This is a genomic window from Comamonas sp. lk, from assembly GCF_900564145.1.
Taxonomy (GTDB): Bacteria; Pseudomonadota; Gammaproteobacteria; order Burkholderiales; family Burkholderiaceae_C; genus Comamonas.
The window spans coordinates 433,602-458,110 of sequence record NZ_UOOB01000002.1 but is presented as its reverse complement, the minus strand read 5'-3'; the positions used below and the strand labels follow the sequence as shown (position 1 = coordinate 458,110).

Annotated in this window: 24 protein-coding genes; 19 read left to right on the top strand and 5 right to left on the bottom strand. The window is 56.0% G+C overall.

Annotated elements, in window-relative coordinates:
* Positions 1–43 precede the first annotated feature (43 nt).
* The 6 genes from fabA to EAO39_RS20860 all read left to right on the top strand — a co-directional run bounded on the left by fabA (position 44) and on the right by EAO39_RS20860 (position 4,955).
* Complete coding sequence (gene fabA, locus EAO39_RS20885) at positions 44–568, top strand: bifunctional 3-hydroxydecanoyl-ACP dehydratase/trans-2-decenoyl-ACP isomerase (protein WP_120971602.1); 525 nt, start codon at positions 44–46, stop codon at positions 566–568.
* On the top strand, positions 565–1,788 hold the full coding sequence (gene fabB, locus EAO39_RS20880; protein WP_120971601.1) for a beta-ketoacyl-ACP synthase I: 1,224 nt from the start codon (positions 565–567) through the stop codon (positions 1,786–1,788). Before fabA ends, fabB begins: the two co-directional genes overlap by 4 nt.
* Before the next feature lie 153 nt (positions 1,789–1,941).
* On the top strand, positions 1,942–2,517 hold the full coding sequence (locus EAO39_RS20875; RefSeq protein WP_120971600.1) for an HAD-IIIA family hydrolase: 576 nt from the start codon (positions 1,942–1,944) through the stop codon (positions 2,515–2,517).
* Positions 2,518–2,698: 181 nt separating this feature from the next.
* Positions 2,699–3,439, top strand: coding sequence for a lysophospholipid acyltransferase family protein (locus tag EAO39_RS20870; RefSeq protein ID WP_120971909.1), 741 nt, complete (start codon positions 2,699–2,701; stop codon positions 3,437–3,439).
* A 48-nt stretch (positions 3,440–3,487) separates the two neighbouring features.
* The gene (locus EAO39_RS20865) at positions 3,488–4,486 is read left to right on the top strand and encodes a SprT family zinc-dependent metalloprotease (protein WP_120971599.1); all 999 of its coding nucleotides are present in this window, start codon (positions 3,488–3,490) and stop codon (positions 4,484–4,486) included.
* A gap of 43 nt (positions 4,487–4,529) precedes the next feature.
* Complete coding sequence (locus tag EAO39_RS20860) at positions 4,530–4,955, top strand: rhodanese-like domain-containing protein (protein WP_120971598.1); 426 nt, start codon at positions 4,530–4,532, stop codon at positions 4,953–4,955.
* Positions 4,956–4,986: 31 nt separating this feature from the next.
* Here the strand turns inward: EAO39_RS20860 and galE are convergent, their stop codons facing one another.
* Together galE and lysM are read right to left on the bottom strand one after the other, a co-directional pair.
* Positions 4,987–6,009 carry a UDP-glucose 4-epimerase GalE gene (gene galE / locus EAO39_RS20855; RefSeq protein WP_120971597.1) on the bottom strand — a complete coding sequence of 341 codons (1,023 nt, stop codon included), beginning with the start codon at positions 6,007–6,009 and terminating at the stop codon, positions 4,987–4,989.
* Positions 6,010–6,092: 83 nt separating this feature from the next.
* Positions 6,093–6,563, bottom strand: coding sequence for a peptidoglycan-binding protein LysM (lysM, locus tag EAO39_RS20850; protein ID WP_120971596.1), 471 nt, complete (start codon positions 6,561–6,563; stop codon positions 6,093–6,095).
* Between the two features lie 173 nt (positions 6,564–6,736).
* On the opposite strand from lysM, the gene EAO39_RS20845 reads away from it, so the two are divergent.
* From EAO39_RS20845 to rfbC, 5 genes are read left to right on the top strand one after another with little or no spacing between them, the layout of a single operon-like run.
* A complete protein-coding gene (locus EAO39_RS20845) occupies positions 6,737–7,513 on the top strand; it encodes a type III pantothenate kinase (RefSeq protein ID WP_120971595.1) in 777 nt (258 codons plus the stop codon).
* 37 nt (positions 7,514–7,550) lie between these two features.
* Entirely contained in the window at positions 7,551–8,615 is a 1,065-nt protein-coding gene (gene rfbB, locus EAO39_RS20840) for a dTDP-glucose 4,6-dehydratase (RefSeq protein ID WP_120971594.1), read from the top strand.
* Positions 8,612–9,511 (top strand): dTDP-4-dehydrorhamnose reductase, encoded by a 900-nt coding sequence (rfbD, locus tag EAO39_RS20835; RefSeq protein WP_120971593.1) that lies wholly within the window; start codon positions 8,612–8,614, stop codon positions 9,509–9,511. The genes rfbB and rfbD overlap by 4 nt, the downstream gene beginning before the upstream one ends.
* 26 nt (positions 9,512–9,537) lie before the next feature.
* Positions 9,538–10,425, top strand: coding sequence for a glucose-1-phosphate thymidylyltransferase RfbA (gene rfbA / locus EAO39_RS20830; RefSeq protein WP_120971908.1), 888 nt, complete (start codon positions 9,538–9,540; stop codon positions 10,423–10,425).
* Complete coding sequence (gene rfbC / locus EAO39_RS20825; RefSeq protein WP_120971592.1) at positions 10,422–10,973, top strand: dTDP-4-dehydrorhamnose 3,5-epimerase; 552 nt, start codon at positions 10,422–10,424, stop codon at positions 10,971–10,973. The genes rfbA and rfbC overlap by 4 nt, the downstream gene beginning before the upstream one ends.
* Before the next feature lie 29 nt (positions 10,974–11,002).
* Here rfbC and EAO39_RS20820 read toward each other — a convergent pair whose 3' ends face one another.
* The 3 genes from EAO39_RS20820 to EAO39_RS20810 all read right to left on the bottom strand — a co-directional run bounded on the left by EAO39_RS20820 (position 11,003) and on the right by EAO39_RS20810 (position 13,715).
* A complete protein-coding gene (locus EAO39_RS20820; protein WP_120971591.1) occupies positions 11,003–12,097 on the bottom strand; it encodes a zinc ribbon domain-containing protein in 1,095 nt (364 codons plus the stop codon).
* Between the two features lie 90 nt (positions 12,098–12,187).
* On the bottom strand, positions 12,188–12,571 hold the full coding sequence (locus tag EAO39_RS20815) for a VOC family protein (protein WP_120971590.1): 384 nt from the start codon (positions 12,569–12,571) through the stop codon (positions 12,188–12,190).
* A 31-nt stretch (positions 12,572–12,602) separates the two neighbouring features.
* Positions 12,603–13,715 carry an SPFH and helix-turn-helix domain-containing protein gene (locus tag EAO39_RS20810; RefSeq protein ID WP_120971589.1) on the bottom strand — a complete coding sequence of 371 codons (1,113 nt, stop codon included), beginning with the start codon at positions 13,713–13,715 and terminating at the stop codon, positions 12,603–12,605.
* A gap of 383 nt (positions 13,716–14,098) precedes the next feature.
* On the opposite strand from EAO39_RS20810, the gene glyQ reads away from it, so the two are divergent.
* From glyQ to EAO39_RS20770, 8 genes are all read left to right on the top strand, one after another.
* Positions 14,099–15,037, top strand: a complete 939-nt coding sequence (gene glyQ, locus EAO39_RS20805; protein WP_120971588.1) for a glycine--tRNA ligase subunit alpha — start codon at positions 14,099–14,101, stop codon at positions 15,035–15,037.
* Positions 15,038–15,126: 89 nt separating this feature from the next.
* On the top strand, positions 15,127–17,241 hold the full coding sequence (gene glyS / locus EAO39_RS20800) for a glycine--tRNA ligase subunit beta (protein WP_120971587.1): 2,115 nt from the start codon (positions 15,127–15,129) through the stop codon (positions 17,239–17,241).
* A gap of 81 nt (positions 17,242–17,322) precedes the next feature.
* Positions 17,323–18,618 carry a nucleotide sugar dehydrogenase gene (locus tag EAO39_RS20795; protein WP_120971586.1) on the top strand — a complete coding sequence of 432 codons (1,296 nt, stop codon included), beginning with the start codon at positions 17,323–17,325 and terminating at the stop codon, positions 18,616–18,618.
* A 15-nt stretch (positions 18,619–18,633) separates the two neighbouring features.
* Complete coding sequence (locus EAO39_RS20790; protein WP_120971585.1) at positions 18,634–19,581, top strand: Gfo/Idh/MocA family oxidoreductase; 948 nt, start codon at positions 18,634–18,636, stop codon at positions 19,579–19,581.
* Complete coding sequence (gene wbpD / locus EAO39_RS20785) at positions 19,578–20,156, top strand: UDP-2-acetamido-3-amino-2,3-dideoxy-D-glucuronate N-acetyltransferase (protein WP_120971584.1); 579 nt, start codon at positions 19,578–19,580, stop codon at positions 20,154–20,156. Before EAO39_RS20790 ends, wbpD begins: the two co-directional genes overlap by 4 nt.
* 58 nt (positions 20,157–20,214) lie before the next feature.
* Complete coding sequence (locus EAO39_RS20780) at positions 20,215–21,303, top strand: DegT/DnrJ/EryC1/StrS family aminotransferase (RefSeq protein WP_120971583.1); 1,089 nt, start codon at positions 20,215–20,217, stop codon at positions 21,301–21,303.
* A gap of 62 nt (positions 21,304–21,365) precedes the next feature.
* Positions 21,366–23,207 (top strand): acyltransferase family protein, encoded by a 1,842-nt coding sequence (locus EAO39_RS20775; protein WP_120971582.1) that lies wholly within the window; start codon positions 21,366–21,368, stop codon positions 23,205–23,207.
* A gap of 6 nt (positions 23,208–23,213) precedes the next feature.
* Complete coding sequence (locus EAO39_RS20770) at positions 23,214–24,488, top strand: oligosaccharide flippase family protein (RefSeq protein ID WP_120971581.1); 1,275 nt, start codon at positions 23,214–23,216, stop codon at positions 24,486–24,488.
* Positions 24,489–24,509 lie beyond the last annotated feature (21 nt).

Genomic DNA, 24,509 nt, shown 5'->3' with positions numbered 1-24,509 from the left:
CAGAGATACAGGCAGCCCAGGCTGCCGTGGAGCAATTTAGATAATGGCCGATTCTTTTTCCTACGAACAACTGATCGCTTCCGGCGAAGGCAAGCTTTTTGGCGCCGACAGCGGGCGTCTGCCCCTGCCCCCCATGCTGATGTTCGATCGCATCACCCACATCTCTGAAGACGGTGGTGCCCATGGACTGGGCAAGATCGTGGCAGAGCTGGATGTGAACCCCGATCTGTGGTTCTTCAAGTGCCACTTCCAGGGCGACCCTGTCATGCCCGGCTGCCTGGGCCTGGATGCCATGTGGCAGCTGATCGGCTTTTACCTGACCTGGCTGCGTCTGCCCGGTCGCGGCCGCGCTCTGGGTGCTGGCGAAGTCAAGTTCACCGGTGAAGTCGGTCCCGATGTCAAACGGGTGACATACGAAATTGATATCAAGCGAGTCATCAAGCGCAAGCTGAACATGGCCATTGGCGATGCACGCCTGCTGGCCGATGGCAAGGAAATCTATGTGGCCAATGACCTGCGCGTAGGTCTGTTTCTGCGTGAAGGCGACGGCCAGGGAAAGCCAGCATGAGCAAGAAACGGGTAGTCATCACCGGCGCGGGCATTGTCTCGTGCATAGGCAACGACTTGGATACGGTCGAGGCATCGCTGCGCGCGAGCCGCTCCGGCATCAAGGCCGTCCCCAAATTCACCGAGCTGGGCATGCGCAGCCAGGTGGCCGGTGTGCCGGAAATCGACATAGAAGCGCGCATTGACCGCAAGCAACTGCGCTTCATGGGCGATGCGGCGGCCTACTCGCAGATCGCGCTGGAAGACGCCATCAAGCAAGCCGGTCTGACGCCTGAGCAGGTCAGCCACCCGCGTACCGGCCTGATCATGGGTTCGGGCGGCGGCTCGCCTGCCAACCAGATCGAAGCGGCGGACACGCTGCGCGAGAAGGGCATTCGCCGCGTGGGGCCTTACCAGGTCACGCGCTGCATGAGCTCCACCGTCTCGGCCTGTCTGGCGACCAATTTCAAGGTCAAGGGCATCAACTACTCCATCACCTCGGCCTGCTCCACCTCGGCCCACTGCATTGGCGCTGCGGCCCAGCAGATCGCCTGGGGCATGCAGGATGTGATGTTTGCCGGCGGCGGCGAAGAGCTTTCCTGGGGCATGTCGCTGCTGTTCGACGGCATGGGTGCTATGTCCAGCAAGTACAACGAGACGCCGGAAGTCGCCTCGCGCGCCTATGACGCCAACCGCGACGGTTTTGTCATCGCCGGCGGCGGCGGCGCCGTGGTGCTGGAAAGCCTGGAGCATGCTCTGGCTCGTGGTGCCAACATCCTGGCCGAAGTGGTGGGCTTTGGTGCCACCAGCGACGGTGAAGACATGGTGGCTCCTTCGGGCGACGGCGCCATTGCCTGCATGAAGCAGGCCATGGAGACTATCGACGCTCCCATCGACTACATCAACACGCACGGCACGTCGACTCCTGTGGGCGATATGCAGGAAGTGCGAGCCATGCGCGAACTGTTCGGTGACAAGGTGCCGCCGTTCTCGTCGACCAAGTCGCTGACCGGTCACTCGCTGGGCGCCACCGGCGTGCAGGAGGCGATTTACTGCCTGATCATGCTGAACAAGGGCTTTATCGCCGGTTCGGCCAATGTGCAAACGCCCGATCCGCTGCTGGGCGACATGCCCTTGGTGACCCAGACGCGCGATGCCGAGTTGAAGACCGTGCTCTCCAACAGCTTCGGCTTTGGCGGCACCAATGCCTCTCTGGTGCTCAAGCGCTGGGAAGGCCAGTAAGCTCTGGCTTTGCCACAGGCCCGCGCTACCTTGGGGTAGGCGCGGGCTTTTTGCTGATCAGGCTTGCAGCGCGGTTGCCGCCGCGCTGACGACATCTGCACAGGGACAGGCTCACACTGTCAAACTTCGTTCACCGTTTTTGCCTACCACCCCATGAAGCTAGCAATCCTTGACCGTGATGGCACTCTGAACCAGTGGGTTGACCAGGGCTTTATCGGCCAGCCCCAGGACTGGGTCGCCGTGCCGGGTGCGCTCGAGGCGGTCTCGCGCCTGAATCGTGCTGGCTGGCATGTGGTGCTGGCCACCAATCAGCCGGGACTGGGCCGAGGGCTGTTTGACGTGATCGAGCTCAATGCCGTGCATGCCAAGATGCACCGCGAACTGGCGCTGGCTGGCGCGCGGGTGGAGGCGGTTTTTTACTGCCCCCATGCACCGGAGGAAGTTTGCAGCTGCCGCAAGCCCGGCGCCGCATTGTTCGAGCAGATTGCCGAGCGCTATGGTGCCGAGGGGGCTGAAGTCTGGGCCATTGGCAGCGGGCTGGAGCATTTGCAGGCCGGCCAGTCGCTGGGCGCGCATCTGATGTTCGTCGAGTCCTCGGGCCGTCCCGAGGGGCAGGAGGTGCAGAACTTGCCTGCAGGCAGTCAGCGCTTTGCCGATCTGGAAGCGGCGGTCAGCGCCTTGCTATCCTTGGGGGACGTTGAGGTGGCGGGCGAGGACGCGCGGCCCTGACTGAGCGCTGGCGTCAGCCGCTTGCATAGGAGGGTATTTCAATCAAAAATAGCCTCAAGTCCTTGCAGAATATGCGCGAGCTGCTATGTTTATTGTTTGGTGTGACTCTCACCATCTGCTTGTTTCCACTCCCTGGATCCGGTGCCGCGTGCACGGATCTTGCCTAGCCTGATTGATCGCCATGCCTTTGATTCGCTCCGTCCTTCACATGCTGTGGATGGCTATCACCGTGATTCCTTTCACCCTGGCGGTTTTGCTGACCAAATGGCTGGGTGGCTCTCCCGCCAAAGTCTATGCGGTGGCGCGCTCCTGGCTGAAGCTGTCCGTGGACAGCGCTCGCCCCTTGCTGGGGATTCAGTACCGCTTGCAGGGCATGGAAAACCTGCCTACCGATCCGCACCAGGGCGTGGTGTTGCTGGTCAAGCACCAGTCCACCTATGAGACCTTTCTCATGCCGGCCATCATGCCGCGCCCGCTGGCCTATGTGTTCAAGAAGGAACTGCTCAAGGTGCCGTTCTTTGGTTGGTCCATAGGCGCCATGGACATGATTCACATCGATCGTTCGCAAGGCTCCCGCGCCTTTCACAAGGTGGTGGAGCAGGGCAAGCGTCTGCTGGAAAAGGGCACCTGGGTCATCATGTTCCCCGAAGGCACGCGCATCGCCCGTGGCGAAGTAGGCGACTACAAGACGGGCGCCACACGTCTGGCCATCATGACCGGTGTGCCCGTGGTGCCGGTGGCCGTCACATCGGCCAAGTGCTGGCCCCGCAAGGCCTTTATCAAGACGCCCGGTGTGGTGGATGTTTCCGTGGGCAAGCCCATTCCCTCGGCAGGCCGCAAGCACGACGAGCTGATGGCCGAGGTGCAAGCCTGGATCGAGGCCGAGATGCGTCGCCTGGATCCCGAGGCTTATACCAAGTAAGCCAAGCTAGGGCAGGCCATTGAGCGGCGTAAGGCAAATTCCCCACCCATGAGCAACTCCTTGCAGCAAGCCTGGCAGTGGTTGGTGCCGCCTGTGGTGGAGGATGGTGCCGGCAAACTGATTGCACGCCGGCAGTTGGCTGTGTCACCGACAGCGCCGCTGCTGCCGTCGCTCCAGAGCGCGCAGCAGGAGTTGCTGGGTTTTGATATCAATCTTCCCAATCCGCATGTCTCTTCTGTGGTGGATGCTATAGAAATTGAAGATGATGCAGGCGAGCTGGAGCCCGATCTGCCGGCCCACCCTGACGCCAGCCACAGCTCGGTGTTGCAGGAGGTTGAAGTGTTCTATCTGCTGCGCCGATCCAGCCGCCGTAGCATCGGCTTTTCCGTCGGAGCCAAAGGCCTGGAAGTCACGGCGCCGCAACGGGTGGCGCTGCACGACGTTGAGTCGGCGCTGCAAAGCAAGGGCGCATGGATTGTGCGCAAGCTGCAGGAGGCTGGCCAGCGCGAGGCGCATAGAGCGCAATCAAGCATTGAATGGCGAGACGGCGGCGTGCTGGACTATCTGGGGCAGCCCTTGGTTCTGCGCTTGAGCGGGGACGGCCCCGAAGGCCTGCGTACCCGCCAGACCCACCGCGAGCAGGGTGCTGACGGATCGCAAAGCCTGCATCTGCCCTTGCCTCAGGGAGCCACAAAGGTGCAGATTCGGGCGGCCGTTCAGGCCTGGATACTGCGCGAAGCCCGCAGCCATTTCACTACTAGATTGCTGCATTTCGCCCCTGTGGTGGGCGTGCGCTGGAACGCGCTGAGACTGACCAGCGCGCGTACCCGCTGGGGTAGCGCCAACAGCGATGGCATGATTCGCCTCAATTGGCGACTGTTGCAGCATGCGCCCCAGGTCATCGACTATGTGGTGGTGCATGAGCTGGCGCATCTGCACCATATGGACCACAGTCCCCAGTTCTGGTTTGAGGTCGCCAAGGTGTTGCCCGGCTGGAAGTCGCAAAGAAATGCATTGAAGAACTACCCCCTGCCTTCCTGGGATTGACAGGGGAGTAGTGTGGACAGCAGACCCATACAAAGGATTGCCAATGACAGAACAGTCGAGACCGCTGGAAGTTCAAGCCGCCCAAGGCTATGCCGGGGATGTGCCTGCCGAGCTTGCCTGGCAATGGATACAGGCGGGCCAGGCCGTGATGGTGGATGTGCGCACCGATGCCGAGCGCGAATGGGTGGGCAGAGTGCCCGGTGCCGTGGCTGTGGCCTGGAAACAGTGGCCGGGAATGGCCGCCAACGCCGACTTTGACAGCCAGTTGCGTGCTGCCGTGCCGGATGGCCAGAAAGTGGTGCTGCTATGCCGCAGCGGCGTGCGCTCCGTCGCTGCCGCGCAGCGCGCCGCCACTCTGGGGCTGGAGGCTTACAACATTCTCGAAGGCTTTGAGGGCGACGTCGATGCCAGCGGTCAGCGCGGTCACCTAGGCGGCTGGCGCAAGCGGGGCCTGCCCTGGCGCCAGTGATTCCGGGCCAGGGTGCTGCCATTGAACGAGCTCAGCTGCTTTGATAACCGTTGGGGTTCTGGCTTTGCCAGCGCCAGGTGTCGGCGCACATGGTCTCTAGATCATATTCGGCCTGCCAGCCCAGCACTTTGCGGGCATGAAGAGGATCTGCGTAGCAGCTGGCCACGTCTCCGGGGCGGCGTTCAGCAATGGCGTAGGGCAGGGACTTGCCACTGGCTTTTTCGAATGCGTGCAGAACTTCCAGAACGCTGTAGCCCTTGCCGGTACCGAGATTGACGGTCAGCAACTCGGGTTTGGGCAGATTCTGCAGTGTTTCCAGGGCTTTGACGTGGCCACGGGCCAGATCCACCACATGGATGTAGTCGCGTACACCTGTGCCATCGACAGTGGCGTAGTTGCCGCCAAAAATCTGAAGTTTTTCGCGACGGCCTACGGCAACCTGAGCGATGTATGGGAGCAGATTGTTGGGGATATCCGCTGGGTCTTCCCCGATCAGTCCGCTGGCATGGGCTCCGATGGGGTTGAAGTAGCGCAGTACGGCGATGGACCAAAGTGGATCGGAATGAAACAGGTCGGCCAGAATCTCTTCCACCATCAGCTTGCTGCGGCCATATGGATTGGTGACCGAAGTCGGATGAATTTCGTTGAGTGGCAGATATTGGGGCGTTCCGTAGACCGTGGCTGACGAGCTGAACACCAGCTTATCCACACCTTGGGTTTTCATGGCGCGCAGCAGCACCAGCGTGCCGTTGACGTTGTTGTCGTAGTAATCCAGCGGCTGGGCTACGGATTCGCCCACAGCCTTTTTTCCCGCGAAGTGGACCACGCTGTCGATACGGTGTTCAGCCAGCACCTTCTCGAGCAAGGTCTGATCCCGGACATCGCCCTCGACGACCGGAATGTGGCGACCCGTGATGCGCTCCACACGATGTATGGCTGCAGGGTGGCTGTTGCTGAAATTGTCCAAAATGACCACTTCGTGGCCATGCTGCAGCAATTCAATGGCGGTATGGCTGCCGATGTAGCCGGCGCCGCCGGTGAGCAAGGTTTTCATGGGCTGGAGTCTAGCGTGTGTGCTCTTTGGAGTGAGATGAAAAAAGCGCTCGATGAGCGCTTTCATTGGTCAGCCAGGATGGCTTACAGGGCTGGAATACGCAGCTTCTGGCCGGGGTAGATTCTGTCCGGGCTGCTCAGCATGGGCTTGTTGGCCTCAAAAATGGTGTTGTACTTGTTGGCGTCGCCGTAATATTTCTTGGAGATGGCCGACAGCGTGTCGCCGCGCACCACGTCGTGAAACTGGGCCTCGGGTTCGGGGTTGGTGACGATGATCTGGTTGTCCACAGCCTGCACATTGGTCACATTGCCGCAGCACAGCGTCACTTTTTCCTTGACCGCTTGCGTGGGCGCATCGCCTTGCACGGTCACCTTGCCTTGCGTTGCATCAAATTGCACCTGGAGATTGGTCACATCCAGATTCTGGGTGTTGATATAGGCCGCAATAGCCTGGGCTGCTTTGGCATTCAAATCCTCTGAAGGCGCTGCTGCGTGTGCATCGCCGCCGCCAAACAGCTTTTCGCCGGCTTCCTTGATGAAACTGAAAAGACCCATGGATTGACTCCTCAAAGTGGTAAGGCAAGGTGAACGTCCCACTTTAACGATAAAAGCGATAGGTGCACGCCAGACAAATCCCTGCAGTCAGCTTTTCAAGAAATTCAACGCCAGTTGTAATGGATGTGACATCTTGACTTGGGGGTGATACAAAAGTCCCGATAATCCGCCGCATGACATTTTTGGCCATAGACATTGGCAACACCCGTTTGAAGTGGGCCATGTATGACGACTTTCGCCCGGGTGCCGCGCTGCTGGCACATGGCGCGGAATTCCTGGAGCATATCGAGCGTCTGGCAGAAGGTGCTTGGGCGGGCTTGCCTGCACCCGATCACATGCTGGGCTGCGTAGTGGCTGGTGATGCCGCCAAACGCCGTGTGCATGACCAGATCGAAATGATGCTGGGCTGGAATCTAGAGCCGCTGTGGGTGGTACCGTCCGCCCAGGAGGCTGGAGTGGTCAATGGCTATGACTACCCCTTGCGTCTGGGTGCCGACCGCTGGGTAGCCATGATTGGTGCGCGCCACCATATGCTGCAGCAAGGCCCCGCGCGGCCCTTGATCACCGTCATGGTGGGCACGGCAGTGACGGTGGATGCGCTGGACACAGAAGGAAACTTCCTTGGCGGTTTGATCATTCCGGGCCATGGCATCATGCTCAGAGCCCTGGAAGGGGGGACTGCAGGCCTGCATGTTCCTACGGGTGACGTTCAGCGCTTCCCAACGAACACCAGTGATGCGTTGACCAGCGGCGGCACCTATGCCATTGCGGGAGCCGTGGAGCGCATGTATCAGCATCTGTCCGAGCAATGCAATGCGGAGCCCATGTGCATCATGGCTGGTGGTGCCGGCTGGAAGATGTCACCGAGCATGACCCGACCGTTTCAGTTGATGAACAACCTCATTTTTGATGGCTTGCTGGTGATGGCGCAAAAGCGCTGGGGCCAGTAATTCTGAATGATTTACCGCTGACCGGCAGGAGCGAAAAATGATTTTTGTGACTGGCGGAGCAGGATTTATTGGCGCCAATTTTGTGCTGGATTGGCTCAAGCATGGCGACGAGCCAGTCGTGAATCTGGATAAGCTGACCTATGCCGGGAATTTGGAAAATCTGTCTTCTATTAAAAATGATCCACGACATATTTTTATTCAAACCGATATTGGGGATGGAGCGCTGATTTCTCAGCTGCTGGATCAACACCGACCGCGTGCCATCGTCAATTTTGCGGCTGAAAGCCATGTGGATCGTTCCATTCATGGACCAGAAGAATTTATCCAGACCAATGTGGTAGGAACCTTCCGCTTGCTGGAATCCGTGCGTAGTTATTGGAATGGTCTGGCGTTGGCTGATAAATCCGCATTTCGCTTTTTGCATGTGTCCACGGATGAGGTCTATGGCACGCTGTCGTCTACAGACTCTGCATTTACCGAAGACCATAACTACGCGCCCAACAGCCCTTATTCGGCCAGCAAGGCGGCATCGGATCATCTGGTACGCGCGTGGCATCATACCTATGGCTTACCCGTGCTGACCACGAATTGCAGCAATAACTATGGTCCGCTGCATTTTCCCGAAAAGCTGATTCCGCTGATGATTGTGAACGCACTGGCAGAAAAGCCATTGCCTATTTATGGCGATGGCATGCAGGTGCGTGACTGGTTGTATGTGCGCGACCATTGCAGTGCCATCCGCCGTGTACTGGATGCCGGCAAGGTGGGCGAAACCTATAACGTAGGCGGCTGGAACGAGAAAGCCAATATTGATATCGTCAAAACAGTTTGCGGGCTGTTGGACGAGTTGCATCCCCGTAAGGATGGTAAATCGTATGTCGAGCAGATCAGTTTTGTGACCGACCGACTGGGTCATGACCGCCGTTATGCCATTGATGCGCGAAAAATCGAGCGAGAACTGGGGTGGACGCCTGCCGAAACGTTTGAAACCGGTATTCGCAAGACGGTCCAGTGGTATCTGGACAACCCGCAATGGGTGGCCAATGTGCAATCTGGTTCTTATCGTGACTGGGTGCAAAAACAGTACGCAGACCAGCCATGAAGATTTGGCTCTTGGGCAAAAATGGACAGGTCGGTTGGGAGCTACAACGCAGTCTTGCTCCGCTGGGTGAGGTCATCGCTCTGGGGCGTACTGCCGAAGAGGGGCTTTGCGGGGATCTGGCCGATCTGCAGGGGTTGCAACGAACCTTGCGCCATATACGGCCAGATGTGATCGTCAATGCAGCAGCCCATACAGCTGTGGACAAGGCGGAATCAGAACCGGATCGGGCTCACCGTTTGAATGCTCTGGCGCCAGAGTTGCTGGCGATGGAGGCCAAAAGCCTGGGAGCCTTGCTAGTGCACTACAGCACCGACTATGTGTTCGATGGCAGCGGCATGCGGCCTTGGGTTGAGAGCGATGTCACCGCTCCTTTGTCGGTATACGGCCGCACCAAGCTTGAAGGCGAGCAGCGCATACAGGCCAGCGGATGTCGGCATCTGATTTTCCGTACCAGCTGGGTTTATGCCGCACGCGGCGGTAATTTTGCGAAGACCATGTTGCGTTTGGCGCAGGAGCGCGATGAGCTGAATGTCATCGACGATCAGTGGGGGGCGCCAACGGGGGCCGACCTGATCGCCGATGTGACGGCACATGCGATACGCCAGGCAATGAGCCAAAAGATGGATCTGGGTCTATACCATTTAGCGGCATCAGGGGAGACCAACTGGCACAACTACGCGAGCTATCTGATTGGTGAAGCCCAAAGAGTGCGCCCAGATATAGGCTGGAAGGTGGGGCGGATTTCAGCGGTGCCTGCAATGGCCTTCCTAAGGGGCGCGCAGCGCCCCTTGAATTCGCGCCTGGACACTCGCAAGCTCGCGGCTGCCATGCAACTCAGATTACCGGCGTGGCAACATGGAGTCGATCGATTTTTGTACGAAGTTTTATGCCTCTGAATGCGGGCAACAAGGGAAGGCGAGGTATGGAGCAAGTACGAAAAGGCATTATTTTGGCCGGCGGTACAGGCTCTCGCCTCCATCCCGCGACCCTGGCGATCAGCAAGCAACTGTTGCCGATCTACGATAAACCGATGATCTATTACCCGCTGAGCACACTGATGCTGGCCGGGATTCGTGAAATTTTGGTAATCAGCACGCCGCAGGATACACCGCGTTTTGAGCAATTGCTCGGAGATGGAAGTCAGTGGGGACTGACGTTGAAATATGCGGTTCAGCCTAGCCCCGATGGCTTGGCTCAGGCATTTTTGATTGGCGAAGGGTTTCTCAATGAGGCGCCTTGTGCGTTGGTGTTAGGGGATAATATTTTTTATGGGCATGACTTACAGGGCATTGTGAGAAGTGCTAATCAGGCGCATGAATGTGCCACGGTGTTTGCCTATCATGTGAATGATCCGAATCGTTACGGCGTCGTTGAATTTGACGGGAATGGCCGCGTTGTCTCCATAGAAGAGAAACCTCTGCAGCCCAAATCAAATTACGCTATTACTGGCCTGTATTTTTACGACTCGCAAGTTGTCGAGATTGCCAAATCTCTCAGACCTTCTGCGCGAGGAGAGCTGGAAATTACCGATGTGAACCGAGCTTATCTCAATCGTGGTCTGTTGAACGTGCAGTTGATGGGGCGCGGCTATGCATGGCTGGACACAGGAACGCACGATAGCTTGCTGGAGGCGGGGCAATTCATTGCAACATTGGAGCAGCGTCAGGGATTGAAAGTGGCATGCCCAGAGGAAATCGCTTTTCGATCTGGATGGATTGATGCTCAGCAGATCGTGGAACTGGCCAAGCCATTAATGAAGAATGGCTATGGGCGTTACCTGATGCAATGCTTGGAAGGTCGCGTGAGATGAAGCTCGTATCTACCGAAATTCCAGAGGTCAAACTAATCGAGCCACAGGTATGCTGTGATGATCGCGGGTTCTTTTTCGAAAGTTTCCGCCAGGATTGGTTCAATCAGTCCACGGGTAGCAACTACGAATTCATTCAGGACAACCATAGCCGCAGCAGCCAAGGTGTTTTGCGTGGTCTGCATTACCAGCTGCCACCTCACGCTCAGGGCAAACTAGTGCGTGTGGTCAGTGGCGCGGTTTTTGATGTGGCGGTGGATATTCGTAGCAGCTCGTCTACTTTCGGTCGATGGGTTGGGGTGGAGTTGACGGCAGAAAACCACCGCCAGCTGTGGATTCCACCGGGATTTGCCCATGGGTTCTTGGTACTCAGTGAATCGGCCGATTTTGTTTACAAGACCACCGCTTATTACTCACCGCAAGCGGATCATGGTGTCCTCTGGAATGATCCCGATATCGGCATCGATTGGCCCAAACTTGATGTCCCGTTCTCGTTATCTGATAAGGATCAGAAGCAGCCTGTGCTCAGCAGAGCTGATACGTTTGCATAATAGAAAAAAGCCGCCAAAAGGCGGCTTTTTTATTGCTGAACTAATAGAGGTGCGATCAGCAGGATCAGCAGCAGTACGGCCAGCGCGGCAAACATGATCTTCACCCAGCTATACGGTCTCTCGCCTGCAATTTGGCCGGTATAGCCGTTGGCCACAATCTGGTAGGTCTTGCTGCCGTAGGTATAGCCCACCAGCCAAACCGGCACCAGCGTGTGCTTGAAGGTGCGGCCTGAGTATTCGCGCTGCACTTGCAGATTGCGCTGCGTGTCGCCAGGCACTTGTCGGGAGCACAGACTGCGCAGCTGTGAATCCATATCCTGCTCGTTGAGCTGGGCGGCCTTGGACAGATCAACCTGATAGCGCTCCACCGTCCAGCCGCGCACGAACTCGGGTGTATAGGGCTTGAGGTCGGTGGTGGTGGGGAAGGGCTCTACCTGGCGCAGCAGCTGGGGATGCACGCCGACGGTTCCGGGTACCAGTTCATCATCAAAGAAATGCTGCAGGCTGCCTGCCGCAGGCTCCCAGCGCACATGCTGGACTTGCCGCGTTTGCGTGTTGCCGCTGGCGTCGCGATAGGTTTCGGTGGTGTAGTAATAGAAACCTGCTTCGGCTTGCCAGCGGGCGGCTGCATGGGCGTCAAAAGTCCAGTAGGGCAGATAGACGCCATGCAGCGTATCCGTCAGTGCTGCGCTTTTGAGCTTGCTGGGTGCAAACCAGCGGCTGCCATACCACTGGCGAATCTTGTCGCGAATCTGCCCGTCGCTGATCTTGAAAGGCAGAATGCTTTGCGGCGTGATGGCGTCATTGCGCTCTTCGTGCGCCACGATGGAGGGCGAGCCGCAAAAATCACAGCGCTGCGCGACCTTGCGATCCAAAAACACCGAAATCGCCCGGCAATTCTGGCACTGCACCTCATAGCGCTCCTCGGTTCCCCAGCCCCGGCCTGCGGCCGGATTGCGCAGGGCTTGCGCCAAATCCAGCTCAGCCACCTCGCGGCCCAGCTCTTCACGCGTATCCTCGCTCCAGGGTACTTGGGTGCCGCAATAAGGGCATTTTAGAGCCTGGGCTTTGGCATTCCATTCCAGATTGGCACCGCACTCGGGGCAAGGGTGCTTGCGTACCATGGAGGGCGGTGCAGCTTCAGGTGCTGCAGTGAAGGAAGAGCTGGAGGAGGTGGAGGCGGGAGGTGTAGCCACGGCAACAATGGAAAGAGGTCAGGAGGCTGGCGCGGCTTGCTGCACTTCGTAGAAGGTGACGCAATTGCCGTCCTCATCCAGAAAGCTGAACTCCTGGGTGCCCCAGGGCTGGCAGCAGAGGCCGCCGTTGGGGTGAACCGCGTTTTGGGTCAGGCACTGTGCATGGAGAGCCGCAATGCCCGCCACCTGAATGCGGCAGCTGGTCAATTTGGGAATGGCGGCATCCGTGCAGGCCCAGAAGTGCAGTTCCAGCCCGCCCAGCGAGACGATGCCGTACTCGCCGGGTTGGGCGTGTATGGATTTGGCGCCCAGCACGCGCGCATAAAACGCAACCGTGCGCGCAATATCCAGCGATGCCAGCACAGGCGTGGTACTGATAAAAACAGGGTTGGGACCAGTCATGGCAATCGCTACCTGCTATGAAGCTCTTGAATCAACCGCGCAGAAAGTCGTCAAGTGCAGCTTGGGCGATACGCCACTGGCTGCCAATCTGGCGGGCCTTGAGGTTGCCGGCCTGGATTTCGGCCATGACATCAGCTTCCGCCACGCCCAGTACTTGGGCGGCTTGGGCCGGGGTCAGCACCTGAAGTCCGCCTGTGGCGGGTGCCGCCGTGACCTGTGCCGCCTGAGCGGCCGCAGGCGAGAACGGGTCTGTGGCAGCTGTCGCACCGGCAGGCAGGCCGGCAGCACCGGTTTGCATGCTCTTCATCATCTCCTGGGCCATGCCAAAGCCCATGGCCATGGTGGCGGGAATGGTGGCTGCCGCCGCGCCTTCGCCACCGTTGGCCATGGCCTGACCCATCTGGTACTTCACATAGTCATTGAGGTTGCCGATGGCGCCCATGCTGGAGCGCTTGTCGATGGCTTGCTCCACCTCGGGTGGCACGGAGACGTTTTCCAGCAAAAAGCTGGTGATCTCCAGGCCGTACTTGTCGCTCATGGCTGGATTGATCAGCTGCAGCAGGGCATCGCCGAGTTCGCTGTAGCGCTGTGCCACGTCCAGAGCCGGCACCTGGGCCTTGGCCAGAGCTTCGGAGAAAATGCTGACGATGCGCGAGCGCATGGTGTCGGCAAACTCGTCGAGGCGGAAGTTCTGGTCCGTGCCCGCCACTTCCTTGAGGAACTTGGCCGGGTCGATGATGCGAAAGTCGTAGGTGCCGAAGGCCCGCAGACGCACCACGCCGAAGTCCTTGTCGCGCATCATGATGGGGTTGGACGTCCCCCATTTGTTGCCGGTGAACAGGCGGGTGTTGATGAAGTAGACGTCGCACTTGAACGGCGAGTTGAAACCGTACTTCCAGCCCTGGATGGTGGACAGAATGGGGATGTTTTGCGTCGTCAGCGAGTGCTTGCCTGGGCCGAACAGATCGGCGAACTGGCCGGTGGAGACGAATTGCGCCTGTTGCGACTCGCGCACGATGAGCTGGGCGCCGTTCTTGATTTCCTTGTCGTCATCGGGCCAGCGGTAGGACAGCGTGTCGCGCGAATCATCGGTCCATTCGATGATTTCAATCAGTTGCTTGGTGATGATTTTCATCAAGTCCATGGCAGGCTCCGAAAGTAGATGGCTACGAATTAGCAATAGTCCATTCTAGGAGGCAATGCCTGCCAAGCCTGCATCAAAGTCTGCTCAGCCTCTGGAAATTGTTAAAAAGTGAGCGGCTTGCGTAGGTCTTTATTGGGCGATATCCGTAAATGGCTGTGAGTTTGCTGTAGCTGCTGTATCAGGGCCTGCCAGCCTGCTGCACATTTGGAAATGTGCGGTTGCCGTATGGACTCGAAAATGCGCCTTGTGGGGCCGCGCATACGGACTACGCCTAAGTAGGATTACAGAGACTTAGAATCACCGTTCACGCGCGGTGCAAGCCGCCAGACATACCCATATAAATAAGCGCTCCAGGTAGCTCCTGATACGCGACCGACCAAGTCATGCTGACCTTCCAACAAATCATTCTGAAACTGCAGTCCTACTGGGCCGACCATGGCTGCGCACTGCTCCAGCCCTATGACATGGAAGTGGGCGCAGGGACCTCGCACACCGGCACTTTTTTGCGCGCCATCGGCCCCGAGCCATGGAAGGCCGCCTATGTGCAGCCCAGCCGTCGCCCCAAGGACGGCCGCTATGGCGAGAACCCCAACCGCCTGCAGCACTACTATCAGTTCCAGGTCGTGCTCAAGCCAGCGCCGGACAACATTCTTGAGCTGTACCTGGGCTCGCTCGAAGCCCTGGGCTTTGATCTGAAGAAGAACGACATCCGTTTTGTGGAAGACGACTGGGAAAACCCCACGCTGGGCGCCTGGGGTCTGGGCTGGGAAGTCTGGCTCAACGGCATGGAGGTGACCCAGTTCACCTACTTCCAGCAAGTGGCCGGCATTGACTGCAAGCCCGCTACCGGCGAAATCACTTACGGCCTGGAGCGCCTGGCCATGTATCTGCAAGGTGTGGACAACGTCTACAACCTGACCTGGACCGACGGCCTGAGCTATGGCGACGTCTATCACCAGAACGAGGTCGAGCAGTCCACTTACAACTTCGATCACTCGAACGTGGATTTTCTGTTCAGCGCCTTCACGGCCCATGAAGAAACAGCCGTCAAGCTGATCGCTGCCGAGCTGGCTCTGCCCGCTTATGAGCAAGTGCTCAAGGCCGCCCATACCTTCAATCTGCTGGATGCACGTGGCGCCATATCGGTAACCGAGCGCGCAGCCTATATAGCCCGCATCCGCAACCTGGCCCGTGCCGTGGGCAAGAGCTATCTGGACAGCCGTGCTCGCCTGGGCTTCCCCATGGCGCCCAAGGCCCATGCCGAGGAAGTGCTGGCCGAACTGGCCAAAGCCGCCGAGCAGCAAGCCAAGAAGGCCGCGTAACTCCGCTGTTGCGCTGTCCCAAGCCCACTATATAAGCAATTTCAGCTTTCAGCCCTTATCTGTCAAGCGCTGATAGCTATCAAAATATTATGAACGCATCGAATTTACTGGTTGAACTGTTTGTTGAAGAGCTGCCGCCCAAGGTGCTGCAAAAGCTCGGCGACGCTTTTGCCACCGTGCTGTTTGACCAGCTCAAAGCCCAGGGCTTGCTGGCCTCTACCGAATCGCGTCTGACGGCCTATGCCTCGCCGCGCCGTCTGGCCGTACACATCACCGAAGTCCTGCCACAGGGCGAAGACAAAGCCGTCTCGCAAAAGCTGATGCCCGTCTCCGTCGGTCTGGATGCAGAAGGCAAGCCCACGCCCGCACTGCTCAAGAAGCTGGCGGCATTGGGTGCTGACGAAGCCACCGCGGCCGATTTGAAGCGCCAGGGCGAAGGCAAGGCCGAAGCCCTGTTCTACGAATCCACTGCCAAGGGCGTGACGCTCACGGACGGCGCGCAAAAAGCGCTGGACGAAGCCCTGGCCAAGCTGCCTATTCCCAAGGTCATGCGCTACCAGTTGCAAGATGGCTGGAGCAGCGTGCACTTTGTACGTCCGGCCCACGGTCTGGTTGTGATGCACGGCACCGAGGTGCTGATCGGCGTGAAAGCCTTGGGCCTGACTGCCGGCTCCGCCACGCACGGCCACCGCTTTGAAGCCGCTGTAGACCCCGTTGTTATTCAAAACGCCGACAGCTATGCCGAGCAATTGCGCGAAGAAGGTGCCGTGATCGCCAGCTTCACCGAACGCCGTGCCGACATCGCCCGCCAGCTCAAAGCGGCTGCCGAGCGCGTAGGTGGCGGCGTAAGCGCTATTGAAGACGAAGCGCTGCTGGACGAGGTGACGGCCTTGGTCGAGCGCCCCAATGTGCTGGTCTGCGAATTCGAGAAGGAATTTCTCGACGTGCCGCAGGAATGCCTGATCCTGACCATGAAGGCCAACCAGAAGTACTTCCCGCTGCTGGATGCGAATGGCAAGCTCAGCAACCAGTTTCTGGTGGTCAGCAATATCAGCCCGCAAGATGCAAGCGCCGTGACCGGCGGCAATGAGCGCGTGGTACGCCCGCGCCTGGCCGACGCCAAATTCTTCTTTGACCAGGACCGCAAGAAAACCCTGGCCAGCCGCGTGGAGCTGCTGGATAAAGTGGTCTATCACAACAAGCTTGGCACCCAAGGCGAGCGCATCGCCCGCGTGCGCCAGATTGCCAAGACCATCGCCCAGCAACTGGGCAACTCAGGTCTGGGCCGCCAGGCCGACCAGGCTGCCATGTTGGCCAAGACCGATTTGGTGACCGACATGGTGGGTGAGTTCCCCGAGCTGCAAGGCATCATGGGTCGCTACTACGCCCTGAACGATGGCCTGGATGTGGCAGTGGCCGATGCCATCGAGGACCATTACAAGCCCCGCTTTGCCGGCGACGAGCTGCCTCGCGGCGATGTTGGTGTAGTTGTGGCCCTGGCCGACAAGCTGGAGACCTTGGTCGGCATGTTCGGCATAGGCAACCTGCCCACCGGCGACCGCGACCCCTTCGCCCTGCGCCGCCATGCCTTGGGCGTGATCCGCATGCTGGTGGAAAAAGATCTGGAACTGGATCTGCAAACACTGTTGGTCAGCACCTTGCCCGCCTTTGGCGACAAGATTCAGGATGCTACGCCTCAGCTGGTTGAATTCATTTATGACCGCTTGGCCAATATGTTCCGTGAACAGGGCTTTAGTGCTCAGGAAGTGGAGGCTGTGCTGGCTTTGCAGCCTCAGCGCCTGTCCGACGTGCAAAAGCGTCTGGATGCCGTGCGCGCGTTTGCTGCACTGCCAGAAGCTCCTGCACTGGCAGCTGCCAATAAGCGCGTGGGCAATATTTTGAAGAAGGCTGAGGGCTCCGTGAACGCGCAAGTTAGCGAAGCGCTGCTTGTGGAGCAGGCAGAAAAAGATTTGTACGCTGCATTGCAAGTTGTGGCACCGAAAGCCCAGCAACAGTTTGCAGCAGGTGATTACACAGCCAGCCTGCAAACCCTGGCAGCATTGCGCGCTCCGGTTGATGCGTTCTTTGAACACGTCATGGTCAATGCGGAAGATCTGTCACTCAAGGCCAATCGTTTGGGCCTTTTATTCAGGCTGCATGAAGCGATGAATCGGGTGGCGGATCTGGCAAAAATGGCCGTGTGATCTGCAGTTTATTTACCATGGCCAGGGTTATGTTCGATGCCATGGCCGTGGCGCAAGCGATTTTTAAGGAAAACTGATTCCATGAATTTTTCAGATGCCACTATCGCCATTATCGGCCTTGGGTATGTTGGTCTGCCGTTGGCGGTGGAGTTTGGTAAGCATCGTCCGGTGCTTGGCTTTGATATCAATCGGGCGCGCGTCGAAGAATTGCAAAGCGGCAAAGATCACACCTTGGAATGCACATCCGAGCAGTTACAAGCTGCGGCATATTTGCGCTATAGCTGCCAATCGAACGAATTGAAAAAATGCCATATCTTTATTGTGACAGTCCCGACTCCAGTGGGAGAGGCTAATCGGCCAGATCTCACTCCCCTGATCAAGGCCAGTCAGACCGTGGGAGCAGTTTTGAAAAAGGGTGACGTGGTGATTTACGAATCCACGGTGTACCCTGGTGCCACTGAAGAAGTCTGCGTGCCCGAACTGGAGCGCATCAGCGGTCTGAAGTTCAATCAGGATTTTTTTTGCGGCTACAGTCCCGAGCGCATCAATCCCGGGGACAAGGTCAACACACTGACCACAATCAAAAAAATCACCAGTGGAAGTACTCCTGCAGTGGCGGATGCTGTAGATGGTCTGTATCGCGAAATCATCATTGCGGGCACCCATAAGGCCAGCAGCATCAAGGTAGCGGAGGCTGCCAAGGTGATTGAAAACACCCAGCGTGACTTGAATATTGCGCTGGTCAATGAGCTGTCCGTTATTTTTGCCCGCTTGGGCATTGATACCCTGGATGTCTTGGAAGCAGCAGGCAGTAAATGGAATTTTCTGCCTTTCCGTCCAGGCATGGTGGGTGGGCACTGCATTGGTGTTGATCCCTATTATCTGACTCACAAGGCAGAGCAGGTTGGCTACCATCCTCAGGTTATTCTGGCTGGGCGACGTATCAACGACAACATGGCGCGCTACGTAGCGCGCACTACTATTCAGCGCATGCTGCAAAACGGTATGGACGTGCCGCGTTGCCGTATCGGTGTGCTTGGAATGACCTTTAAGGAAAACTGTCCGGACATCCGCAACAGTAAGGTTGCTGACATGGTGCGTGAGTTCGAAAGCTGGGGTGCTCAGGTTGTGGTGGCGGATGCCTGGGCCGATCCGGCCGAAGTGCAGCATGAATACGGTATTTCCTTGGGGCAGATTAGCCCTGAGCAACCGGTCGATGCCTTGGTTGTGGCCGTGGGACACAACGAATATCGCTCCCTTACACCTTTGCAGCTCAAAGCCCTGACACGCAGCAATCAACCTGTGCTGGCCGATGTGAAAAGCCTGTACGACCGTCATGCAATGGCCGATACCGGCTTTAGCGTGTTCCGCCTGTAAACATTGCACAACATCATGAAAAACTTCGCCCTTATTGGCGCTGCTGGCTATATCGCACCGCGCCACCTCAAAGCCATCAAAGACACTGGCAACAACCTGCTGGTGGCCATGGACGTGAACGATTCCGTCGGCATCATGGACAGCCACTTTCCAGATGCCGAGTTTTTTACCGAATTTGAAGCCTTTTCCGCCTATGTGGAAGACTTGAAACTCCAAGGTCGAAAGCTGGACTACGTTGCCATCTGCTCGCCCAACTACCTGCACCTGCCGCACATGAAGTTTGCGCTGCAAAACGGCATCGACGTCATTTGCGAAAAACCACTGGTGCTGCACACAGCCGATCTAGATACCCTTCTGCGCTACGAGGCCGCCTACGGTGCCAAGGTCAACTCCATCCTTCAACTACGTTTGCACCCCTCCATTTTGGCACTGCGCGAAAAGGTGCAGAACGCGCCTGCTGGCAAAGTTTTTGATGTGGATCTGACCTATCTCACTTCGCGCGGCAAGTGGTACCTCAAATCCTGGAAAGGCTTCGACGAAAAATCTGGCGGCGTGGCCACTAACATCGGTGTGCACTTCTACGACATGCTGCACTTCATTTTTGGCAACATCGTCAAAAACGAAGTCCATTACCGCGACGACAAAACCACAGCCGGTTATCTGGAGTATGAACGCGCCCGCGTGCGTTGGTTCCTCTCGATTGATGCCAATCACCTGCCAGCCAATGCAGTCAAGGGGGAAAAGCTCACCTATCGCAGCATCACAATTGAAGGCGAAGAGTTGGAGTTTTCCGGTGGCTTTACCGATCTGCATACACAAAGCTACCAGCGCGTGCTGGAGGGCAAAGGCTATGGCACAGAAGATAATCGCGCCGCCATTGCCACGGTGGAGGTCATTCGCACTGCGCCCATTACCACCAGTCCTGTCAACCCGCACCCACTGCTAGTCAAGGTGAGTGCATGATTTACTCCAAGCACGACAGCGCAATTGTCGATGAAGGTGCCCAGATCGGAGAGGGATCGCGCATCTGGCACTTTGTACACGTCTGTGCTGGCGCCCGCATTGGCAAAGGTGTCTCGCTCGGTCAGAACGTGTTTGTAGGTAACCAGGTCGTCATCGGCGACCGGTGCAAGATTCAGAACAACGTCAGCGTGTACGACAACGTTACGTTGGAAGAAGGCGTTTTCTGTGGTCCCAGCATGGTGTTTACCAATGTGTACAACCCTCGCTCTCTCATTGAACGCAAAAGCGAATACCGGGACACTTTGGTAAAAAAAGGTGCCACTCTGGGGGCGAATTGCACCATTGTTTGTGGGAGCACTATTGGTGAATATGCTTTCATCGGCGCAGGAGCCGTAGTCAACAAGGACGTACCAGCCTATGCCTTGATGGTCGGTGTTCCCGCTCGCCAGATTGGCTGGATGAGCGAATTCGGCGAGCAGCTGGACCTGCCGTTGAAAGGGATGGCCGAGGCGACTTGTACGCATAGCGGCGCTCGCTATGTGCTGCAAGGCAGTGTGCTGACCCAGATCCCTTGACCTTATTCCCCTGCATTGTCCCTAGCGGAATGTTGTGGGGGCAAAAAATCATAGACCCATGGACTTCATCGATCTCAAAACCCAATACCAGCGGCTAAAACGCGACATCGATGCAGGCATCGAACGCGTCTTGGTGCATGGCCAATACATACTGGGGCCCGAAGTGGCCGAGCTGGAAGAAAAGTTGGCTGCCTATACAGGGGCCAAATATTGCATCAGCGTGGCCAACGGCACCGATGCGCTGCAGATCGCACAGATGGCGCTGGGCATTGGGCCGGGTGATGAGGTCATCACTCCCGGCTTTACTTACATCGCCACTGCTGAAACCGTGGCGTTGCTAGGCGCCAAGCCGGTTTATGTGGATGTGGACCGCCGTACTTACAATCTGGATCCCGCGCAGCTTGAGGCAGCCATTACTCCGCGCACCAAAGCCATTATTCCCGTTAGCCTTTATGGCCAGTGCGCGGATTACGACGCCATCAATACCATTGCACAAAAGCACGGTATTCCCGTCATTGAGGATGCGGCGCAGAGCTTTGGTGCTACGTACAAAGGCAAGAAAAGCTGCAACCTCACCACAATAGCCTGCACCAGTTTTTTCCCCAGCAAGCCTCTGGGTTGCTATGGTGACGGTGGCGCCATCTTCACCAACGATGATGAGTTGGCCTTGGTCATGCGCCAAATTGCGCGCCATGGCCAGGATCGTCGTTATCACCATGTGCGTGTTGGAGTGAACAGCCGCTTGGATACCTTGCAGGCTGCCATTTTGTTGCCCAAGCTGGCCGTATTGGATGAAGAAATCGCGCAGCGGCAGCAAGTCGCCCAGCGGTATACCCAGTTGCTTGGCCAGCATGGCATCAGCGCTTCTCCCCATATTGAGGTGCATAACACCAGTGCTTGGGCGCAATACACCATTCAGGTGGATCGCCGAGAGCAAGTGCAGGAGCAGCTCAAAGCTGTAGGCATACCCACTGCCGTGCACTATCCGATACCTCTCAACAAACAGCCAGCTGTGGCTGATGTTCACGTGCACTTACCTGTGGGCGATGCTGTAGCGCAAAAGGTGACAAGCCTGCCCATGCATCCTTATCTGGATGAAAGCAGCATTCTGCGAGTTACCCAGGCTGTTGCCAGCGCTTGTAGTTAAAAAAATACATGTAAACCATTGTCAGGCGGTCGTTGGCTGCTATTGATTTTTAGCGCCACTTTATGAGTACCACCCATTACCGCCCAGAGATTCAGGGTTTGCGTGCTATCGCAGTGCTTGCTGTGCTGCTGTTCCACTACAACCCCGCCTGGCTGCCCGGCGGGTTTGTGGGGGTGGATGTTTTTCTGGTCATTTCGGGCTACCTTATCGTCCGCATCCTGCTACAGAAAAAGGTCCAGCCTGACTATCGGTTGACAGCTACGCTGCGCTACTTTTACATCAGCCGCATCAAACGCATTGCGCCAGCATATTTCGCGATGCTGGTGCTGGTGTCGATTTTGGCTGCAGTATTACTGCTGCCTCAGGATTTAGCGATTTACAAAAAAGGACTGAATCAAGCTGTTTGGTTTCACAGCAATAGCTACTTTGCCGGTTTTGGTGATTACTTCGCCCCAGCCACTCACGAACAGCCCTTGCTGCATACTTGGTCGCTGGCAGTGGAAATCCAGTTTTACCTGCTGGCGCCGTTTCTGGTTCTGTTGTTACCAGTCAGAGCGCTCAAGTGGATATTGGGCCTGTTACTTGTCGGTCTGACGGTCCTGACGCAATACAGGCTGAGCGTGCTGGGCATTCATCAAGATACCTATTACAGCCTGTATGCCCGCCTGCCCGAGTTTTTCGCAGGTGGTTTGATTGCTGCGCATGCACACAGTTACAAAGGTGGGCGGCACGCTTGGGCTGCGGCTGCGGGCTTGGTGCTGGTATTGTCGGCAGCTGTAGTGCAGCCTCGGTTAGGTCCCTTTCCTGGCCTGCCCGCGTTGTTGCCTGTGATGGGCGCAGCATTCATTCTTTTGCAGCCAGCGCAAGGCTTTACGCGGCGCCTGCTCGGCAGCCGTCCCATGGTCTGGGTGGGCGAACTATCGTATTCGCTCTACCTGTGGCATTGGCCGGTACTTGCTTTGCTGCGCTACTACACCGGAGAACAATTACTGGACATGTCCTCCAGTATGCTGTTCCTTGCTGTTACTTTATTGTTGGCCACCTTGTCTTTCTATCGGGTGGAGGTTCCGCTGCGAGTCAGCCGTACGGGCGCTCGCCAAGTCGTGGGCTATGGTCTGCTGACATGCGCAGCTTTGGTAACCGTACCGAGTGTGGCAACGCTCAATCGGGCGTTGTCACCGCCGCCGCTGCCCATCGAGTATCAGCGTTATGCCGATCCATCTGTTATCTGCCATGGACAGATCATTGGGGACTGCCTGCAGGGCGACTTGAATAGCGATAAAGAGGTGCTCGTGTTAGGCGACTCCCATGCTGCCATGCTTAACCTGTTTTTTGACCAATTGGGCAAGGGGTTGGGCTTCAAGGCCAGAATCATTACTGCCAGCAGCTGTGTACCTATTCAGGGGTTTGATTATCAGCGGATTGCGGAGTGGGCTCACAAGCCATGCTTAGAGCAGATCAAGCAAGTAGAAAAATATCTACATAATACCAATATGATATTCATTGCCGCTTTTTGGAGTTGGCAATTTTCTTCTGTTGAATTCAAAAATGCGTTGAATGCATTTTTGATGACGCAAAGCCAAGCAGGATCAAAGATTTATATCCTAGAGCAAGAACCTTTGCTGAGTAAGAATCCATTAAGGGCGATTCGCATAAAGGCGTTGGGGCTGGACCCGGAAATAGAGATCGACTCTGCATATCAGAAGAGCAATACCACATTGCAAGAAATTGCCGCACATCATTCAGGAGTGGTTAGTCTGAATTTCGAGAAGACAAAAATATTTTCGGAAGCACCATTTTATAAAAATATGCCTATTTACATGGATGAGCATCATCTGAATGAAGAAGGTGCCAAAACCTATGCCGCTGTGGTTAGTGCTGCATTCAAGAAAATAATGGATTGAAGCTGAATGCGAAAACTTTTCCCCAAAAGCGCTTATACACGCAACGTACTCACGCTGATGACTGGAACTGGCTTGGCACAGGCTATTCCCATTGCCATCAGCCCCATTCTCACACGTCTTTACAGTCCTGAAGAGTTTGGATTGTTTGCTCTCTATATGTCTGTCGTTTCCATTCTGGCAGTCATGGTCACTGGCAGGTATGAATTAGCGATTGTGTTGCCAAAGCGTGATCGCGATGCTATGCATATAGTCATGCTATCTATTATGCTAAGTTTTTTTGTCAGTATTATTTTATTTGTGATTATTTGGTTATTTAATGCGCGGATCACAAACTTGCTGAAAGTTCCTGAAATTTCTCCATGGCTGTATTGGATGCCGCTATCTACTCTTTTGATGGGTACATATCAAAGCTTGAGCTATTGGAGCAATCGTAAAGCTCAATACAAGCGCTTGGCTATTAGTCGTACAGCACAAGGAAGCAGCACTGCATTGCTACAACTAAGCTCTGGATCTATGACGAGTGAGGGGGCTGGGTTAATTGAGGGGGATATAGGAGGAAGAGCTTTATCTTGTGCTGTTTTGGCAAAATCAGTTTTTCATGAAGATAAAAAAATAATATTGAATATTAATAAGAAAAGAATATTTTTATTGGCGAGGAAATATCTAAATTTTCCCAAGTATTTAATATTTGCTCATGGTATTAATGCTGCATCTTTTCAATTACCTAATTTATTTCTGGGTGCTTTGTTTAATAGTGCGGCACCAGGTTTTTTCGCGTTGACTCAGAGAGTCATGGGGGCTCCTTCTGCACTTGTCGCTGGTGCTTTAGGGGATGTTTTTCGGCAGCAGGCCAGTCATTATTATGTATGTGAAAAAGAATGCGCGGAAATTTTTATTAACACACTAAAAAAATTGTTGTTGTTATCATTTTTCCCTTTTGTTATTTTTTTCTTTTTTGCACCAGATCTTTTCTCTTTTATATTTGGTCAAAAATGGGAAATTGCTGGTGTATATGCGCAAATCCTTACTCCAATGTTTTTCATGCAGTTTGTTGCGAGCCCTTTAAGTGTTATGTTCATGATTGGGGAGAAACAAAAAATTGACTTGATGTGGCAAGTAATTTTATTTACCGCTGTGTTTTTTTCATTACGTATCGGAGGTTATTATTTTGATGTTTTTGGTACTTTGATTATTTTCTCTTCTGTTTACTCATTAATGTATTTTTTGAGTTTAATTATTTCTTATAAAATAGCAAAAGGTGGATTCGCTCATAAGCAATGATTAATTCACTAGTTATTTTTA